The sequence below is a fragment of the Bacillus pretiosus genome, from assembly GCF_052947655.1.
In genome coordinates, this window is sequence record NZ_CM129593.1 from 2,093,921 (window position 1) to 2,111,588 (window position 17,668).

General features: G+C 33.0%; 19 protein-coding genes and 2 pseudogenes. 17 read left to right on the forward strand and 4 right to left on the reverse strand.

Going from position 1 to position 17,668, the window contains the following annotated elements; genetic code table 11:
• Nucleotides 1-18: 18 nt before the first annotated feature.
• Nucleotides 19-675: a PAQR family membrane homeostasis protein TrhA gene (trhA, locus tag ACU8YW_RS10815; RefSeq protein ID WP_000136880.1), complete on the reverse strand. Its 657-nt coding sequence runs from the start codon at nucleotides 673-675 to the stop codon at nucleotides 19-21.
• A gap of 213 nt (nucleotides 676-888) precedes the next feature.
• On the opposite strand from trhA, the gene ACU8YW_RS10820 reads away from it, so the two are divergent.
• From ACU8YW_RS10820 to fakB, 4 genes are all read left to right on the forward strand, one after another.
• Nucleotides 889-1,074, forward strand: a complete 186-nt coding sequence (locus tag ACU8YW_RS10820; protein WP_000492443.1) for a twin-arginine translocase TatA/TatE family subunit — start codon at nucleotides 889-891, stop codon at nucleotides 1,072-1,074.
• A 42-nt stretch (nucleotides 1,075-1,116) separates the two neighbouring features.
• A complete protein-coding gene (gene tatC / locus ACU8YW_RS10825; protein ID WP_000390128.1) occupies nucleotides 1,117-1,860 on the forward strand; it encodes a twin-arginine translocase subunit TatC in 744 nt (247 codons plus the stop codon).
• Nucleotides 1,861-2,188: 328 nt separating this feature from the next.
• Nucleotides 2,189-2,440, forward strand: coding sequence for a DUF2535 family protein (locus ACU8YW_RS10830; protein ID WP_000629012.1), 252 nt, complete (start codon nucleotides 2,189-2,191; stop codon nucleotides 2,438-2,440).
• 152 nt (nucleotides 2,441-2,592) lie between these two features.
• The gene (gene fakB, locus ACU8YW_RS10835) at nucleotides 2,593-3,435 is read left to right on the forward strand and encodes a fatty acid kinase binding subunit FakB (RefSeq protein ID WP_426933700.1); all 843 of its coding nucleotides are present in this window, start codon (nucleotides 2,593-2,595) and stop codon (nucleotides 3,433-3,435) included.
• Nucleotides 3,436-3,634: 199 nt separating this feature from the next.
• Here fakB and ACU8YW_RS10840 read toward each other — a convergent pair whose 3' ends face one another.
• On the reverse strand, nucleotides 3,635-4,609 hold the full coding sequence (locus tag ACU8YW_RS10840) for an MBL fold metallo-hydrolase (RefSeq protein ID WP_088063256.1): 975 nt from the start codon (nucleotides 4,607-4,609) through the stop codon (nucleotides 3,635-3,637).
• 335 nt (nucleotides 4,610-4,944) lie between these two features.
• Between ACU8YW_RS10840 and ACU8YW_RS10845 the strand changes: the two genes are divergently transcribed.
• On the forward strand, nucleotides 4,945-5,532 hold the full coding sequence (locus tag ACU8YW_RS10845; protein ID WP_046959312.1) for an SCO family protein: 588 nt from the start codon (nucleotides 4,945-4,947) through the stop codon (nucleotides 5,530-5,532).
• Nucleotides 5,533-5,566: 34 nt separating this feature from the next.
• Here the strand turns inward: ACU8YW_RS10845 and ACU8YW_RS10850 are convergent, their stop codons facing one another.
• A complete protein-coding gene (locus ACU8YW_RS10850; protein WP_001288088.1) occupies nucleotides 5,567-6,031 on the reverse strand; it encodes an Hsp20/alpha crystallin family protein in 465 nt (154 codons plus the stop codon).
• 217 nt (nucleotides 6,032-6,248) lie between these two features.
• On the opposite strand from ACU8YW_RS10850, the gene asnB reads away from it, so the two are divergent.
• The 10 genes and pseudogenes from asnB (at nucleotide 6,249) to ACU8YW_RS10900 (ending at nucleotide 14,763) form a co-directional block, all read left to right on the forward strand.
• Nucleotides 6,249-8,150 carry an asparagine synthase (glutamine-hydrolyzing) gene (asnB, locus tag ACU8YW_RS10855; protein WP_000333826.1) on the forward strand — a complete coding sequence of 634 codons (1,902 nt, stop codon included), beginning with the start codon at nucleotides 6,249-6,251 and terminating at the stop codon, nucleotides 8,148-8,150.
• 93 nt (nucleotides 8,151-8,243) lie between these two features.
• Complete coding sequence (locus tag ACU8YW_RS10860; protein ID WP_048541207.1) at nucleotides 8,244-8,603, forward strand: GNAT family N-acetyltransferase; 360 nt, start codon at nucleotides 8,244-8,246, stop codon at nucleotides 8,601-8,603.
• Nucleotides 8,604-8,651: 48 nt separating this feature from the next.
• Nucleotides 8,652-8,981: a hypothetical protein gene (locus tag ACU8YW_RS10865; RefSeq protein WP_046955685.1), complete on the forward strand. Its 330-nt coding sequence runs from the start codon at nucleotides 8,652-8,654 to the stop codon at nucleotides 8,979-8,981.
• A gap of 344 nt (nucleotides 8,982-9,325) precedes the next feature.
• Nucleotides 9,326-10,171, forward strand: a complete 846-nt coding sequence (locus ACU8YW_RS10870; RefSeq protein ID WP_088063257.1) for a phosphatase PAP2 family protein — start codon at nucleotides 9,326-9,328, stop codon at nucleotides 10,169-10,171.
• A 144-nt stretch (nucleotides 10,172-10,315) separates the two neighbouring features.
• Nucleotides 10,316-11,281 carry an ABC transporter substrate-binding protein gene (locus ACU8YW_RS10875; protein WP_446894063.1) on the forward strand — a complete coding sequence of 322 codons (966 nt, stop codon included), beginning with the start codon at nucleotides 10,316-10,318 and terminating at the stop codon, nucleotides 11,279-11,281.
• Between the two features lie 129 nt (nucleotides 11,282-11,410).
• Nucleotides 11,411-12,286 (forward strand): D-amino-acid transaminase, encoded by an 876-nt coding sequence (dat, locus tag ACU8YW_RS10880; RefSeq protein ID WP_088063259.1) that lies wholly within the window; start codon nucleotides 11,411-11,413, stop codon nucleotides 12,284-12,286.
• Between the two features lie 98 nt (nucleotides 12,287-12,384).
• Nucleotides 12,385-13,032 (forward strand): nitroreductase family protein, encoded by a 648-nt coding sequence (locus ACU8YW_RS10885; RefSeq protein ID WP_426933699.1) that lies wholly within the window; start codon nucleotides 12,385-12,387, stop codon nucleotides 13,030-13,032.
• Between the two features lie 259 nt (nucleotides 13,033-13,291).
• Nucleotides 13,292-13,780 carry a putative periplasmic lipoprotein gene (locus ACU8YW_RS10890; RefSeq protein ID WP_048541213.1) on the forward strand — a complete coding sequence of 163 codons (489 nt, stop codon included), beginning with the start codon at nucleotides 13,292-13,294 and terminating at the stop codon, nucleotides 13,778-13,780.
• A 65-nt stretch (nucleotides 13,781-13,845) separates the two neighbouring features.
• Nucleotides 13,846-14,100: pseudogene (locus ACU8YW_RS10895) on the forward strand (hypothetical protein).
• A gap of 114 nt (nucleotides 14,101-14,214) precedes the next feature.
• Entirely contained in the window at nucleotides 14,215-14,763 is a 549-nt protein-coding gene (locus ACU8YW_RS10900; RefSeq protein ID WP_088063423.1) for a cysteine hydrolase family protein, read from the forward strand.
• A 35-nt stretch (nucleotides 14,764-14,798) separates the two neighbouring features.
• Here ACU8YW_RS10900 and ACU8YW_RS10905 read toward each other — a convergent pair.
• Nucleotides 14,799-15,247: pseudogene (locus tag ACU8YW_RS10905) on the reverse strand (NUDIX hydrolase).
• Between the two features lie 253 nt (nucleotides 15,248-15,500).
• Between ACU8YW_RS10905 and ACU8YW_RS10910 the strand changes: the two are divergent.
• Together ACU8YW_RS10910 and ACU8YW_RS10915 are read left to right on the forward strand one after the other, a co-directional pair.
• Nucleotides 15,501-16,394, forward strand: a complete 894-nt coding sequence (locus ACU8YW_RS10910; RefSeq protein ID WP_088063260.1) for a mechanosensitive ion channel family protein — start codon at nucleotides 15,501-15,503, stop codon at nucleotides 16,392-16,394.
• Nucleotides 16,395-16,548: 154 nt separating this feature from the next.
• On the forward strand, nucleotides 16,549-17,667 hold the full coding sequence (locus ACU8YW_RS10915; protein WP_088063261.1) for a GAF domain-containing sensor histidine kinase: 1,119 nt from the start codon (nucleotides 16,549-16,551) through the stop codon (nucleotides 17,665-17,667).
• The last annotated feature ends 1 nt before the right edge of the window (nucleotide 17,668 follow it).

Sequence of the window (17,668 nt, forward strand, 5' to 3'; positions counted from 1 at the left end):
TATAAGCTGAAACCTTTTTTATGCTGTAGGTAAGACATAAAAGAGTACGCAGAAGAACATCATCGCACTACCACCTAAAACGAAAAGATGCCAAATGGCATGATTGAAAGGTAACTTTTCCCAAAGGAAGAATATAGCCCCTACAGAATATAAAATTCCGCCTGCTAAAAGTAGTGAAAAACCATGTCCAGTTAGATTTTCATAAAGTGGTTTAATAGCAACGATTATGAGCCATCCCATTATGATATAACATAATGTTGATGCCTTAATAAAGCGACGTACAAAGAAAATTTTGAAGATGATACCTCCGAGTGCTAGTGTCCATATAATAGCGAGTAACGTCCAGCCTAATGGTCCGCGAAGCGTAATAAGTAAAAAAGGAGTATATGTGCCAGCGATTAATAAATAAATGGCTGAGTGATCTAGTATAGTAAATAATTTTTCTACTTTTGGATGATGAATGCTATGTAACAAGGTCGAAAACAAGTACAGTAAAAACATGCTTACACCATAAACCGTAAATGCAACTACAGCAGATGCGGTACCATGCTTAGAGGCATGAATAATTAATATAATTAAGGCAGGGATGCTTAAAATGGCACCGATACCATGTGTAATTGCATTTGCAATTTCTTCTTTCACAAAATGTGTCATTCGTGTCATTTTTTCAGTCATAATGCAAATCCTTTCTACTATCATAAAATAATATGTCACTTCCCTTACCATATCATACACAAGGGCAATAGAAAATGAAATTTGTATAATTGATTATATTTTTGAATTTTTTTGACAAAAGGCAATGGATTTGTTGACGTTTTCAAACTTTTTTGACAAAATAAAATTATGCAATAGTAGGACAAGGAATCTACTAATAAAGGGGATGGAGAAATGTTTTCAAATATTGGCTTTCCAGGATTAATTTTAATTTTAGTAGCTGTACTCATTTTGTTTGGGCCGAAAAAATTGCCGGAAATCGGAAAGGCTTTAGGGGAAACGTTAAAAGAATTCAAAAAATCAACGAAAGAATTGACTGATGATGCATTTCAAGAGAAGGAAAAGAAAGAAAAAATGTAATGAATTTTCCTCGAAATGGATAAATAAAGTGTGGTGAACGAGATGGAAGATCGGGAAATGAGCGTAGTAGAACATATTGTTGAGCTTCGCAAACGAGTAATATATACAGTACTATCCTTTGTCCTATTTTTAATTATCGGATTTACTTTTACGAAGGATATTTATTTTTGGCTAGTAAAAGATTTACCAATGAAATTAACTGTTCTCGGTCCAAGTGATGTATTATGGATTTTTTTCTCGATTGCTACAGTATTTGCTATCGTTTGTACAATTCCTTTTGCTGCTATACAAATTTGGTTATTTGTAAAACCGGGTTTACATCCAAATGAACAAAAAATGACAGTAATGTATATACCGGTATTGTCTATATTATTTATTGCAGGTTTATGTTTTGGATATTTCGTTGTAATGCCGTTTTTATTTCATTTTTTAACTACGATAGGTAATGAAATGTTTAATACGATGTTTACGACAGAAAAGTATTTTCATTTTGTTCTTAATTTAACAGTTCCATTTGCTGTAATTTTTGAATTACCTGTAGTTGTCATGTTTTTAACGAGTATTGGACTGTTAACGGCGGAATTGCTAATAAAAATAAGAAGGTATGCTTACGTAGCTTTGATTATCATTGCATCGTGTATATCACCGCCGGATTTTTTATCACATAGTTTAGTAGCGGTACCGCTTATTTGTATTTATGAAATTAGTATCGCTTTATCAAAGATTGTCAGTAAGCGGAAAAAGAAAAGAGAAGAAGAAATACAGTCGAAAAGTGCCTCGTTATAAAGGCACTTTTTTTATTTATTTGTTATACTTTAGACATAAACGTATACAATATATAGAAGAAAAAAATTATAGAATCTCCAAAATTTAGACAAACTTTGCGCTTTGCTAAGTTTATACTAAAATTATTAAGCAATATACGGATAACGGGATTCCTATCTGATCGGATATTTAGGATGGAGGATGAATAGAGTATAAATCTTCTAACCAAAAGGACTACAGGGATTGACTAAGGATACTTTTGTATTCATAGAAGTCTCCACTTTAAACAACGTGTTACAGCGTAAAGTAGAGGAAGTTCAAAAATCCAATGAAAAAGAGGATTGATATTGTGATTACGAAAAGTTTTTATTTCACTCATTCAACAGGGGATTGTATTAAAATATTCGAAATCCCTGTCCTACAGGCACAGCATCCATTATCGTTTCTAATTCAGTCTCGTCTTCAATTATTTATTGCAAAAATTCAAAAACAAAAGCACCCAAGATTTTCGTATTCTTTCCGTGAATATTTGCAAAATTGTTTGAAGTGGAATGATTATTTAAATGTATATAAAACAAATACCCTTGAAAAAAATGCATGATACAAAGTATGGACAGGGTTAGTAAACTCTGTCTTTTTCATTTTAGGTATAAAAATATAATTAATTTGGTGAAATTTGTTCGAAATTGTTGAAAGCACAGGGAATGCTAGTATAATAACAAGGAGAGCGTATTGGAAAGGGAAGAATATAATATGCAAAAAATTAAAATTGTAACAGATTCAACTGCAGATTTAACGCAGGATGTAATCGAAAAGTATGGCATTCATGTGCTACCATTATCAATCTCTGTAAATGGACAAACATATTTAGATCGCGTTGATTTACAACCTGATGAATTTATTGAAGAAATGATCAAATCAGAGGAATTACCAAAAACATCACAACCGGCAATGGGTACATTTGTAGAAATGTATGACAAGTTAGGTGAAGATGGAAGTGAAGTACTTTCCATTCATATGACAAGTGGAATGAGTGGTACTGTGGCAACTGCCAATAGTGCTGCATCAATGACCGACACAAAAGTAACAGTTGTTGATTCTCAATTTATTACACATGCTTTAGCATATCAAGTAATAGAAGCTGCAAAAATGGCAAATAAAGGACGCTCACTAGAAGAAATTTTAAAACGTGTAGATGAAGTGAGAAAGAATACTCGTTTATATGTAGTAGTAGATACATTAGAAAATTTAGTGAAGGGTGGGCGTATCGGTAAAGGAAAAGCGTTTATCGGTTCGCTACTCAATATAAAGCCAATTGCTAGCCTTGAAGATGGTGTTTATAACCCTGTAACGAAAGTGCGTAGCCAAGGTCAAATTGTAAAAACGTTAGCTAAGTTATTTGAGGAAGATACAGCTGGAAAAGTTGTAAAAGCTGTTGCAATTCCGCATGCGAAAGCAATTCCTTTAGCTGAAAATGTAAAAGCGGCTGTTGAAAAAGTGAGTGGATTTGCTCAATCAGAAATTTTCTTTACAACGCCTATTATTAGTACTCATACAGGTCCGGGTGCAATTGGATTTATGTATTTAGCAGAGTAATAAAAAAGCTACTTGAAATGAATTTTCAAGTAGCTTTTTTATGTGAATAGAAAGTAAGAAATAAGAAGGGTTATACAGGCACTCCCGCTAATGATATAGCGAGTCTGTAAGTATTTATTCATAGAAAACACCCACTGATTAAAGTTTTACTTTATGATTTTCTATAGTATATGTTGGATATAGAAAATAAGTAGTTACGTTATACGTGTAATGTTTCAATTTTTTCATTTACTTGCTTATCGTTTGTTGCGCTATTATAAGTAAAAGTTTGGCCTAAAAAGAGTACATGCAGTTGTTCCCACGGTAACATACGTAAATTCCAATTATTTCGGAGCCTTGTTACTGCCTCGCGAGGTGTTTCATCGGCAAGGGCAAAAGCTCCGTAATGCATCGGTATAAAGTGTGTAGCGTTTAAATCTAAATAAGCTTGCACTGCCTCTTCAGGTGAAACATGAGATACTTTCATAAACCACTCTGGTTCATAAGCGCCAATTGGCATAAGGGCAATATCAATTGAAAAGCGTCTGCCAATTTCTTTGAAACCTTGGAAATAGCCACTGTCACCACAAAAATAAACGGTTTCTTTCGTTGGTTCATTATTAATAATCCATCCCCCCCAGTGAGATGTATTCATATCAAATAAGGATCTTCTCGTCCAGTGCTGGGCCGGTACGAAGTGAAAGGAAACATCATTAATGATCGTATTTTCCCACCAATTATACTCTTCTACACGAGTAAATTTTTTGCGAGTAAATAGTTTTTTCAGTCCAATAGGTACAAGGTATAAAACATCATCATTTAGCTGGCGAAGCGTTGAAAAATCTAAATGGTCATAATGACCGTGTGAAATGAGGACAATATCAATTTTAGGTAGTTCTTGTATAGAAAGACCAGGTTCAGTAAGTCTTGGAACTAATTTTAATTTAGTAGCCCATACTGGATCTGTTAATATATTCAGCCCATTCGTTTGGATAAGGAATGTGGAATGACCAATCCAAGTTACAGACGTCTTTTCAAAGTTGGTTTGTAGGAATTTACTTTGCTTAACAGGTGATTGTTCTACTAAAAAAGAAAAATCCTTTTTATTTTGTTTTCGTTCTTTTCGCCAACGTATAAAGGAACGAATTGATTTTTTTGTACTCACATTATCCATGTTTTCATAACGTTTTGTCATGAACATCACCTCATTTAAAATCGTTGTAATTGTATTGTACCGAAATGTTGTTAAGGAATACAGTGTATAACATGGATGAATGTTTAAGGAATTGTTAAAAAATAGGGGGATGCGTTTACAAAAGTAACAATAAAATTAGTTTTGCAACTTCTATTTAGAGAAATAATAGTAAAAAAATAAATTTTGTCTAGTAATTGGCTTGAAATAAAGAAGTAACATACGTAAATTCGTACGATTTCGTGAACAAATGTAGTAAACAATTTTCTCGTAGTGTTAACTTTTGTTATGATAAACATAACCTATTTAAATTTAGGATAGAGAAAAGAGGTTTATAAATGAAGCGTTATCAAAAAATAATTGGTCTTATGGTTGTATTTTGTCTCTTTGTACTTGCTGGATGTAGTGGATCGGGTTCAAAGCTTCGTAAACCATTGAATTGGGATTTAGAAACTTTCCAATTTACAAATCAAGATGGAAAGTCATTTGGTACAAAAGATTTAAAAGGGAAAGTTTGGGTTGCTGATTTTATGTTCACAAATTGCCAAACAGTTTGTCCGCCAATGACTGCCAATATGGCAAAACTGCAAAAGATGGCCAAAGAAGAGAAATTAGACGTTCAGTTTGTTTCGTTTAGTGTAGATCCAGACCTTGATAAGCCGGAGAATTTGAAGGCTTTCATTCAAAAGTTTACAGAGGATACTAGTAACTGGAATTTATTAACGGGTTATTCATTAGAAGATATTACAAAGTTTTCAAAAGATAATTTCCAATCACTTGTAGATAAACCTGAGGATGGTCAAGTTATACATGGTACATCATTTTATTTAATTGATCAAAACGGAAAAGTAATGAAAAAGTATAGTGGTATTAGTAATACGCCGTACGAAGACATTATACGTGATATGAAGAGATTAGTGGATTAAAAAGAAGGGTGCACAGCACCCTTCTTTTTTTACATTAGTCTATGGATAAAATGTCATGTTGTTGTGGAAGTTTTGGTGCCCGAATTTCTAACACGCCGTTTTGATACGAAGCTTTCGCTGCTTTTTTATTAATTGAGTACGGTAATTTAATCAATCTTGATGCTTCTGAAATGGAACGTTCTCGGCGATAATAGTTATGAGATGTTTCTTCCTCGACCTCTTCAAGTATCTCTTCTTTTACAGAGACTTTTAAGTATTCACTTTGTATTTCAATTTGAATTTGTTCTTTTTGTATACCTGGTAGTTCAGCTGTAACAACGAGTTCTTCACCAACTTCATATAAATCTACGGGGAATGTTAATAAACGATTTCCTTTTTGGAAAAAATGATTTAAATCAGCGATTACATTGCGAAGTGGTGTTTGCTCGAAGAAATCATCAATTTGCTTTAAATAATTGCGAACCGGTGGGCGAGAAGAGTCTTTTTTTTCTTCACTCATGGTATTCCCTCCTAGAAATCAATTTGCAATATCATATGACAAAAGCGGAGAAAGGTGATTGCCTAGTTTTCATGTTTTCATAAAAAATTGTTAAAAATGTGAAATGGAGTGATTTTTTTATAGTTTTTGGTCGCCATATTCAATTGATTATGCTAGTATAAATAGGGTTGATATAGTAGTATATAGACAGAATGAAAACTGAAAGAGGGTAAGAAGTATGTGTGGTTTTGTAGGATGTTTATGTGAAAACCCTAGAGAGTTTTCAGAAACAGAAAAACATCAATTTGAAAATATGAACACGATGATTTTCCACCGTGGTCCAGATGACGAAGGATATTTTCGTGATGAACATGTACAATTTGGCTTCCGCCGTTTAAGCATCATTGACTTAGAGGCAGGACATCAGCCGCTAACTTATGAAAATGATCGATATGTAATTATTTTTAATGGTGAAATTTACAACTATGTAGAATTACGTGAAATGTTACTTGAAAAAGGTGCAACGTTTGCAACACAATCTGATACAGAAGTTATCATTGCATTGTATGCACATATGAAAGAAAAATGTGTAGACTATCTTCGTGGTATGTTTGCATTTATGATTTGGGATCGTGAAGAGAAGAAACTTTTCGGTGCACGTGACCACTTCGGTATTAAACCTTTATACGTCGCACAACAAGGTGATACTACATTCTTCGCATCTGAGAAGAAAAGTATTATGCATGTGATGGAAGATAAAGGCGTTAATCCAACGTCACTACAACATTACTTTACGTACCAATATGGTCCAGAGCCAGAAACATTAACAATTGATGTTAATAAAATCGAGCCTGGTCATTATTTCGTAAAAGAAATCGGTAAAGAGATGGAAATCCATCGCTACTGGAAACCTTATTTCAATGCTTCAAGCGCAACGAAAGAGGAGCATATCCAAGCAATTCGTGATGTGTTGTATGATTCAGTAAAAGTGCATATGCGCAGTGATGTACCAGTAGGTTCATTCTTATCTGGTGGTATCGATTCATCTATTATCGCTTCTATCGCAAGAGAAATGAATCCAAATCTTTTAACATTCTCAATTGGTTTTGAACAACGTGGTTTCAGTGAAGTTGATGTTGCAAAAGAAACTGCTGAGAAATTAGGCGTTAAAAACCATAACGTATTCATTTCAGCGAAAGAGTTTATGGATGAGTTCCCAAAAATCATTTGGCATATGGATGATCCTTTAGCAGATCCAGCAGCTGTACCATTGTACTTCGTTGCAAAAGAAGCACGTAAGCATGTAACAGTTGTTCTTTCAGGTGAAGGTGCAGACGAGCTATTTGGTGGTTATAACATTTATCGTGAGCCAAACTCACTAAAAATGTTCTCTTACATTCCTAGCCCAGGTAAGAGCGTTCTAAAAGCATTAAGTGGTGCTCTTAAAGAAGGATTTAAAGGAAAGAGCTTCCTAGAGCGTGGGTGTACGCCAATTGAAGAGCGTTACTATGGAAACGCGAAAATCTTCCGTGAAGAAGAGAAAGTTGAATTAATGAAGTATTACAATGAAAGTGTTAACTATATGGATATCACGAAACCATTGTATAACGAGATTAAAGATTATGATGATGTAAGCAAAATGCAGTACATTGACATGTTCACATGGTTACGCGGTGACATTTTATTAAAAGCTGATAAAATGACAATGGCAAACTCATTAGAACTTCGTGTACCGTTCTTAGATAAAGAAGTATTTGATGTTGCATCTAAAATTCCAACTGAATTTAAGATTGCTAACGGAACTACGAAAGCTATTTTACGTGAAGCGGCACGCGGAATCGTTCCAGATCACGTATTAGATCGTAAAAAACTTGGATTCCCAGTACCAATTCGTCACTGGTTAAAAGACGAAATGCATGATTGGGCTATCAATATTATAAACGAGAGTAAAACAGAGCATTTAATCGACAAACAGTATGTATTAAACTTACTGGAAGCACATTGTGCAGATAAAGGCGATTATAGCCGTAAAATTTGGACTGTACTTGCGTTTATGGTATGGCATCAAATTTATGTTGAGCATAAATACGATACGAATAAGTTCCACGAAGAAACGAAACGTGCGTATAGCTTAGTTTAATTAGAAAAACCTTAAGATCGCATATGGTCTTAAGGTTTTTTTCATAAATAGGACGTATTATTGATACAATAATAGTAAAAGGATGGACAACATATGATTACGTTTGAAAAAGTAACTGTAGATAATGAAAGCGTTGTTAAAGAAATGTTTCGCTCACATAGTTTAACTGAGAATCAAGTACAGTATTGTGTGAAAGTTGATGATACATATATTGGTGTAATAGACTATAGTGTACAAGAGGAGAGTGCAATTTTATCGCAGTTAATTATTCACTTTGATTATCAAAGTTACGGTTATGGGACAAATACGTATTTTACATTTGAAACGATGATGAAAGAAAGAAACGTGAAAGAGATAAAGGTATTACAAACGGAATTAACAGAACAAGCAAAAACTTTCATAGAGAGCTTTGGTTTTAATGAAGAAGATGGAATATATGTGAAGAAAATATAACGATGAGTAGTTGTGCGAGATAAATATAAGGCAGGTGGATATATGACGATGACTTCTGGTCTTGTATTAATTGGAGGGTGTTTTATAGTAGCAGAGCTAATCCATATGTTCATTCGAAAAAGAATGAATAAGAAAAGAAAGCCGTATGAATTACAATATGCCCCTGTGTTTTTCCTTTTATTTTGTATGCTTATTACATTACAAAACATAACGAACTTTCCACCGCTTTTAAATATTTTTTTAAAGTTCGGTTTGCTGTATAGTAGCACTGGAATAGCCCTTTTATTTCTTTTATTTTGCATACGTTATATTCACTATCAATCGTATATATTTATTTTAAATTGGTTAAAGCACAATGATAGAAACCGCCTTACATAAGGCGGTTTTTTTATTTGTAATTGTAATGGTTTTGAAAGTTATACGTATGCTGATTTATTTAATAGTAGTTCCATATATCAAAAAACAACGAGGTGCAATTTGACATGGAATATAAATAAGTGGATAACAAGATACAGATATTTTTGTATATAAAGCTCAAAATTTCATTAAAATTTATAAAAATAATTAGATGATTTAACATATTATCTATTATTAGTATGTGGTACTATATATTCTTAATCTGTAACGTAAGTAGGTGTATAAATTTGAAATGTTAATCAACTAGTTTATCTTAAGTGCTGACAAATAGCAGGATTAAATTTTGGGGAGGTTTCGTTTTTTTTATGTTTAATTTGGATATTTTATTTCTTGAATGGATGACCAGTGTGGAGGGAAGTGTGCTTACAATACTTTTTAAACTTATATCTAGTATTGCAAATGAAACGTTGTATTTAGTCATTATTTCGATTTTATATTGGTGCGTTTCTAAAAGAAAAGCATTTCATATGATTGTTATGCTTTGTTTCTCTGGGTATATAGGGATAGTGGTAAAAGAATTCATGAAAATCCCGCGACCGTATACATACGAAGGAATTCAGGCTTTATATGAAAAATCAGCTGCAGGTTATTCTTTTCCAAGTACACACGTCCAGTTAGCGACAACATTTTGGGGCTCTTTTATGATGTTATGTAAAAAGAGAATCATTTGGATCATTGGAATTATTTTTATAATATTGGTTGCTACTTCTCGTCTATATTTACGTGTACATTGGCTCAGTGATATAATAGGTGCCGTTTTAATTAGTGTCATAGTTGTTTATTTATATACGAAAGTAACAGGGGAATTAAGTGATAGGAAATTTATATTGTTACAACGAATTGTATTGGCAGTTTCACTCATTATGTATTTTATGACTGACCAAATAGATAATTTAAAATTACTTGGAGTTTTGACAGGTTCTACGATTGGTATCATGTTAGAAAATCACTTTATTAAAATGAATGAAAATAATAATTTTAAAATACAAGTAGTAAAAACAGTTTTAGGCCTTAGTTTCATGTTAATGATACAGCTCATACTAAAAAAAGTAATACCTGATATGTATTATGTACGTTATGCATTGACTGGAATTACAATTACTTTCTTATGTCCGTTTATGTTTCACATGTTACGGTTAAAAAGTGAATAGCAAATAAGTACAAAAATATTTTGAATAAAAATGAGGTCGAAATTATATATATTGAAAAAGTTTTCTGATATATCTATTGACAATGTATGAGATATACATTAATCTTTAAATGTTAATGAAAATCATTTTCAACTAGGAGGATTTATGACACGCACTAAAAATATTCTTATACTTTGCATTATGTTATTAATGGTCATAATTGCAGGTTGCGGTAAAGAAGAAGAGAAGAAAGATAAAGATACATCAGTAAAGGCAAAAGATTCATATAGTATAAAGCATGCAATGGGCGAAACGACAGTAAATGGTACACTAAAAAGAGTTGTTGTTTTAACGAATGAGGGTGCTGAGGCACTTTTAACTGTTGGAGTAACGCCAGTTGGAACGACAAAACCACGAGCTGGGGATGAATGGTATCCTCATTTAGCGAATGAGTTAAAAGATACGAAAGTAGTAGGAACTGAGCGTGACATTAATTTAGAGGCAGTAATGAAGCTTCAGCCGGATTTAATTATTGGAAATAAAATGCGTCACGAAAAAATATACGAGCAGTTAAAAGAAATCGCGCCAACAGTATATGCTGAAACATTGCGCGGTGATTGGAAAGAAAACTTTACGCTTTATACAAAAGCTGTAAATAAAGAAAAAGAAGGGCAAAATGCTCTTAATGATTATAAAAAGCGTATTGCAGGAATAAAAGAACAATTAGGTGATAAAATTAACTCTAAAGTTTCAATTATTCGCTTCGTCCCAGGTGATGTTCGTATTTATCAAAAAAATTCATTCTCAGGCGTTGTATTAAATGATATTGGATTTAAACGACCACCATTACAAGATAAAGATGAATTTGCGATAAAAGGAATTACAAAAGAACAAATACCAAATATGGACGGGGACTACTTATTCTATTTCACATCTGATAAAGATGCGGATAAGAATAATAAAGGAAACACGTTAGCGAAAGAATGGACAGAAGATCCGCTCTTTAAGCAGTTACAGGCTTCTAAAGATAATAAAGTATTCGAAGTAGATGAAGTGATTTGGAATACAGCAGGTGGTATTGTAGCTGCAAACCTTATGTTAGATGATATTGAAAAATATTTTTTAAAGTAAATGAATGGTCGAGTACATCACCTTAAATGGGTGATGTACTTTTTTTTGTGAAAATACAGAAAATTCCTTTTTTTGAGTGTGGATAAGTTGTACAATTAAACCAATTATGGAATAAAGGAGTGGGAATGAATGAAAGCTACTCATAAAGATTGGATTTTGTTTAACGGAAGAATTGTAAATACGAAGGAAGAACAGCCGATGATTCCATTAGAGGAGAGAGGCTTTCAATTTGGTGATGGTATATACGAGGTATTCAGACTATATGATGGGAAGCCGCATTTATTAGATCTACATTTGGAACGATTCTTTAATTCTATGGAAGAAATAAAACTAATTCCACCTCTTACTAAGGAGGAGTTAGTGGAAGAGTTGCATCAAATGATTGAAAAAAATCAATTTCAAGAAGATGGGAATGTATATTTGCAAATATCAAGAGGTGCTCAAGCACGTAATCATGTATATGAGTCAAATATGCAACCAACATATTTTGCAAATATTGTTTCGTTTCCAAGACCAATTGCTGCTATGGAACTGGGAATAAAAGTTACGGTAGAAGAGGATATACGGTGGAAGTTTTGTCATATAAAATCTTTAAATCTGCTACCTAATATTATGATTAAAAATAAAATAAACGAACAAGGCTATCAAGAAGCGATATTAGTACGAGATGGAATTGTAACTGAAGGGTGTCATTCAAATTTCTTTATGGTGAAGAATAATAAATTGATTACACATCCGGCTGACAACTTCATTCTACACGGCATTACACGTCACTTCGTTATTACATTAGCGAAAGAGTTACATATTGAAGTAGAAGAACGAGAATTTTCACTACAAGAAGTATATGAGGCTGATGAGTGCTTCTTTACAGCGACACCACTTGAAATATTCCCAGTCGTTCAAATAGGTGATGAACAGTTTAGAACCGGCGAAAGAGGACCAATTACAAAGAAACTCCAAGTTGCATATGAAGAAAGTATTCGTTTATTTAAAGTTACGAACTAATATTGAAGAAAAAAGCTGGTATTCCTCCAGCTTTTTTTCATGATATAATTCAAACATAGGACAAGATTTGAAAACGTTGTAAAAAGGGGATTTAATGTATGAATTATGAAGATTTTAAAGAAGTAATTCACGGTAGACGAAGTGTTAGGAAGTTCACAGAACAAGAAGTATCCATTAGTGACATAAAAGAAATTATTGATTGTGCTCGTTATGCACCGAGTGATACGAACTCACAAACTTGGGAGTTCTTGGTCATTATGAACCGAGAGAAAATTAAAGAAATTGAGCAAATGACTTGGGATGCATTACATAAACTTGCGGCAAAAGCGGCAGAAAACGGAGAAGAGAAAGCAGGGAAATTACTTACCCGTTCATTTGGACCATATGCAACAGCTTTCTCAGAGGCACCTGTATTAATCGTGTGTTTGGCAACACCATATGAATCAAAATTTCGCGAAAAGATATTTGATCCAATTGCTTTTGTTCCAGATTCAGTTTGGGAAGAAGAAGGAATTAAGAGTAGCTGTTTAGCGGCACAAAACTTACTGTTGGCTGCACATGCGAAAGGGCTGGGTACTTGTCCAATGACAGGACCGGTATTGTTAGCTCAAGATGAACTACGACAATATTTACAAATTGAGTCTGAAAAACAAATAAATATGGTTATTTCACTCGGTTTTCCGAAAGATAAGCCGAAGAAACTTCCAAGAAAAGAAGTAGATGAGATTACAACATTTGTTTTTTAAAGCTTAAAATAAAAAGACATTGAATGAACAATGTCTTTTTATTTTGGACAGGTATGTAATTAATTTGTTGGGCTAAAATGATAGATAAGAGGGAATTACTATTTATTTCATAAAAAAAATTAATGTTCTATTAAGGAAAGTATGATACATTAATCGTGGGCAAGATTCTATTTGTTCATGAAAGTGTTGAAAATAGTCTTAAAATTTAAAAGTTATTTTTGGATAATAAATTATAATGAAATGACAGGGGGGATGAATTTTGAAAAAATTCATAATCACTGGATTGTCTGTATTGTTATTAGCCGGTTGCGGTGCTCCACAAGAAAAAGAGGATGCGCAATCAAAGCAGGAAGAACGAGTTGTAAATGCAAGTAATGAGAATATAGTAGTATTCCCTGAAGGTGCAGTACCAGTTGGTGAAGGAAAAGTAAAAGTTATTACACCAGATGGTACTTCTGAAAACGGCAATATACCAACTGTATTCATCAAAAAGGATACTTTAATTCAACATGTTGAATTAGAGCTTTCTAATTTTCAAAATGATAAAGAAACATTTATATTTGTAGATCAAGTATATGCAGATAAACATCAAGTCACTAGTACAACACAGACAACAGTACAATTAAAAGAAAAGACACTTGAGACAGGTAGTCATACGATTACTGCAGTTCAGTATGAAAACAATGATCCAAAAGGAAAGGTTATTAGTTTAAATCAAGCAACATTCGAAACAAAACCAGCGTCATAAGAAGAATAAAAAGTACATTACTCAAAAAGTAGTGTGCTTTTTTGTTTATACTAGAGGATGTAACAGTGAATAACTTGTTTCGTTTTCTAATACGATTAAGTAGGAAGAAATCACTTGTTTCTACTATGATAGAGAAAGAGGCTGAAGATGTGAATCGATGTATTCGTATCGTCTTGATTATTTTAACGATGTCAGTCATTTGGTTTATAATCCAAGAGGTGACTCAAATTACGCTCAATTAGCAAATTCATGATTTGTTAATAGGAGCTATTTGTTTTACCATTGTTTATCTATTATATGATAAACAATGGTTAAGGTAAGTTTTACATGAAAAATGTAGGTATTTCATTTGAAATGTCGAATAGTACATACGATGTCGTAATAACAAATTTTCTATTGTTTACTGTGAAACAGGAGAAGGGGAGATAGTGGTTATGAAACGAGCTCTTATTAATATTGATTATACATATGATTTTGTAGCTGAAAAAGGTGCTTTAACATGCGGGAAACCAGGACAAGAAATTGAGAAGGAAATTGTCCATATAACGAAAGAATATATTGAAAATGGAGATTATGTTGTCTTTGCGATCGATAAACACGATGAAAATGATGTATATCATCCAGAATCAAAGTTATTCCCGCCTCATAATATAGCTGGTACAAATGGAAGAGATTTGTTTGGTGAATTACAAGATGTGTACGAAACATATAAAAATGCAGAGAATGTATATTATATGGATAAAACACGATATAGTGCATTTGCAGGAACAAACTTAGAGATGAAGTTAAGAGAAAGAGGAATAGAAGAAGTTCATCTTGTAGGTGTTTGTACTGATATTTGTGTTCTTCACACAGCAGTAGACGCTTATAATAAAGGATTTAAAATTGTAGTTTACGAAAAGGCAGTTGCATCTTTTAATGCGCAAGGACATGAATTTGCACTTGGACATTTTAAGTCATGCTTACATGCAGAAGTGAAGTGAAAAAAAGAGGCCTTTAAAAAGGTCTCTTTTTTCGTTTAAATTGAGACGAGGTTTCGCTCGATTAGTTTTTTTATGAACGGACTAATTTTTTCTGGTAACCCATTTAAGTCAAAAAATTGTACATGTAATGATTCTAATCCATCAGCTTTTAACGTACCACCTGTAATATCTTTGCAAAGATATGCGATTGTTATAGGGTAAAATTCATCTCCGTTCGGTAATTTTACAAAAAATTCTTTTCCGGAAAATACGCTTATTAACTGTAAAGAGCCTATTTCAATCCCTGTTTCTTCAAGCACTTCCCGTTTTCCGGCTTCTTCCGTTGATTCGCCAAGTTCAACGAATCAACGGAAGAAGCCCAAATACCACTTCGTCTCTGTTGTAGTAATATTTGTTCTTTTTCATTGAAGACAGCTACAGCAACGCCAGATAAATTGAGTGGTCTTGATCCAATAACTTCTCTTAGTTCTTCGATATAGCCCATTGTTAGTTAACCTCCGCGAGTCAAAATATTTACAAATGAACTATTCGGTATTGTGTTAATATTTTCCTTTTTTGAGATATGTAGCGCAGTCATAAAATAAAGTCGGTTATAAAAAAATTCTAATGTAATCTCCCTTTAGATAATGAAAAAGGGTATATTTATAGAAGAAAGTGTAACAAGTTTTAAGGAAATCAAAAGGTATGACAATAAATTAGTTTTTCATGAAATTTTCATTAGTTAAGGGTGTGGATGGATGAGTTTATTAACGTATACTGAAGAATTTTTTAATTATGTACGTGAGTTTTTACTTTTAAGATTTTTACTATTTGCATTAGTTTTAATCATTATCTCTTTTGTAATCAACCGTATTATTGATTGGTTTTTTAGGAAATCAAGCTTTTTTGATGAAGAGGTAGAGCAAACGATTCAAAGTGTGATTCGATCTATTTTTAGATATATCATTATCATCAGTCTAATCATATATTTAATTAGCCAATTTGTAGATATAAAAAGTATCATTGCAGGTGCAGGGATAGCGGGAGTCGTTATTGGTTTTGCTGCACAACAGATGTTAAAAGATGTTATATTAGGCTTTGCGAGATTAGCGGACAAAGAGTTTCGTGTTGGCGATTTTGTTACTTTTAACGGAACAAATTCAGGAACAATTGAGGAAATTAGTATTCGTTTTATGCAAATTCGTGAATGGTCAGGAAAACTTCTTACGATACCACACGGAGAGATTAGGACGATACAAAATTTTAATAAAGGATGGATGCGCGTAATTGAACGGATTACGGTAAGTTATCAGGAAGATCCTACAAGAGTTAAGGAATTGTTAGAAGAAGTTTGTGTTAATTGTAATGAAAGATTGGCTTCGAGTCTTTATAAAGTAGAGGATGAAGCTGTTGAGCCGTTTAAATATGTTGGTGTCACAGATTTAAACCCGAACCTTAAATATGTTGGATATGAATTTTGTATTACAGGTTTAATAAAGCCAGAAGATTATTTTGAAACTTCTAGACAAGTAAGGTTTGAATTAATGTCTATGTTCCATAAGAATCAAGTGCAAATGCCAGCAGCAAATATGGTCGTTACTACTGAAAGTTTACAGCATAACCATGGTGGACAATCTTTATCGGACAGCTAAAATAGAATAGTTTGTTAACAAAAATCTAGCTTCCAACATTGGATAGAAAAATAATAAAATGATTAATTTAAAGAAAGAACTGAAGGAATTCAGTTCTTTCTTATTTGTAGAATTTAGAAATTTCTTAATGTTATAATGATAGATGGTGATGAAAATGAACTTTGAAGAAAAAGAGATGCATCGTTTAGAAGCATTAAAAGCAATTGCAGAATTATTAAATGAAGCAACAGACTTACAAGTCATGTTAGAAAAAGTGTTACATACATTGTTACAAGTTATGAATTTACAAACAGGGTGGATATTCTTTATCGATGAAAGTGGAAAGCACCGTATGCTTGTAGATGAAAACTTACCACCGGCTCTTACATGGAAAGAGAAGAAGCCGATGTGTGAAGGGGACTGCTGGTGTGTAGAGCGTTTTGTGAATGGCAGATTGGAAAAAGCGACAAATATTATTGAATGTAAGCGAATAGAGGATGCGATTGAGTGTAATTGGGGAGAGACAGAAGATGTTACGCATCATGCGACGATTCCACTTAGGTCTGGATCGGAGAAGTTTGGTCTATTAAATGTAGCCTCACCTCAAAAAACACACTTTTCAGAGGAAGAATTGGCATTATTAGAATCGATTGCATTTCAAATAGGAACGACAATACAACGTATTCAGTTAGTAGAGAAAGAACGTAAATACGTAGTGGTAGCTGAAAGAAATCGACTTGCACGTGATTTACATGATTCAGTAAAACAATTGTTATTTTCTATAATGCTAACAGCAAAAGGTACTTTAAATATGACGCAAGATAGAGACTTGCAAGAGATGTTGAGCTATATTGGAGAATTATCACAGGAAGCATTACAAGAAATGACACTTTTAATTTGGCAATTAAGACCGGAAGGATTAGAGAAAGGTTTAGCAGAAGCAATTAAAAATTACGGAAAGTTGTTAGGGACCCACGTGGAAGTTCGAATTGATGGTATGGTTTCAATTGGAGATGAAATTGAAGAAGTTTTATGGCGTATTAGTCAAGAAGCAATACATAATTGTAAAAAACATGCTTCATGTGAAAAGGTAAATGTTCTTTTAAAAATAGAAAATAACCAGTTGTATTTTTACATAGAGGATAACGGAATAGGATTTATACAAGATCACGTAAGAGAGTCAGCGCTCGGTTTAAAAAGTATGAAGGAACGTATTCAGTTAATGAGGGGATCATTTCAAATAAAAACTGAGCTGAAAAAGGGTACAAAAATTGAAATTCAATTGCCGGTTTAAA

Coding starts and splice junctions, on each gene's coding strand:
- trhA (WP_000136880.1), bottom strand. CDS start 675: ATGACTGAAAAAATGACACGAATGACACATTTTGTGAAAGAAGAAATT.
- ACU8YW_RS10820 (WP_000492443.1), top strand. CDS start 889: ATGTTTTCAAATATTGGCTTTCCAGGATTAATTTTAATTTTAGTAGCT.
- tatC (WP_000390128.1), top strand. CDS start 1,117: ATGGAAGATCGGGAAATGAGCGTAGTAGAACATATTGTTGAGCTTCGC.
- fakB (WP_426933700.1), top strand. CDS start 2,593: ATGCAAAAAATTAAAATTGTAACAGATTCAACTGCAGATTTAACGCAG.
- ACU8YW_RS10840 (WP_088063256.1), bottom strand. CDS start 4,609: ATGACAAAACGTTATGAAAACATGGATAATGTGAGTACAAAAAAATCA.
- ACU8YW_RS10845 (WP_046959312.1), top strand. CDS start 4,945: ATGAAGCGTTATCAAAAAATAATTGGTCTTATGGTTGTATTTTGTCTC.
- ACU8YW_RS10850 (WP_001288088.1), bottom strand. CDS start 6,031: ATGAGTGAAGAAAAAAAAGACTCTTCTCGCCCACCGGTTCGCAATTAT.
- asnB (WP_000333826.1), top strand. CDS start 6,249: ATGTGTGGTTTTGTAGGATGTTTATGTGAAAACCCTAGAGAGTTTTCA.
- ACU8YW_RS10860 (WP_048541207.1), top strand. CDS start 8,244: ATGATTACGTTTGAAAAAGTAACTGTAGATAATGAAAGCGTTGTTAAA.
- ACU8YW_RS10865 (WP_046955685.1), top strand. CDS start 8,652: ATGACTTCTGGTCTTGTATTAATTGGAGGGTGTTTTATAGTAGCAGAG.
- ACU8YW_RS10870 (WP_088063257.1), top strand. CDS start 9,326: ATGTTTAATTTGGATATTTTATTTCTTGAATGGATGACCAGTGTGGAG.
- ACU8YW_RS10875 (WP_446894063.1), top strand. CDS start 10,316: ATGACACGCACTAAAAATATTCTTATACTTTGCATTATGTTATTAATG.
- dat (WP_088063259.1), top strand. CDS start 11,411: ATGAAAGCTACTCATAAAGATTGGATTTTGTTTAACGGAAGAATTGTA.
- ACU8YW_RS10885 (WP_426933699.1), top strand. CDS start 12,385: ATGAATTATGAAGATTTTAAAGAAGTAATTCACGGTAGACGAAGTGTT.
- ACU8YW_RS10900 (WP_088063423.1), top strand. CDS start 14,215: ATGAAACGAGCTCTTATTAATATTGATTATACATATGATTTTGTAGCT.
- ACU8YW_RS10910 (WP_088063260.1), top strand. CDS start 15,501: ATGAGTTTATTAACGTATACTGAAGAATTTTTTAATTATGTACGTGAG.
- ACU8YW_RS10915 (WP_088063261.1), top strand. CDS start 16,549: ATGAACTTTGAAGAAAAAGAGATGCATCGTTTAGAAGCATTAAAAGCA.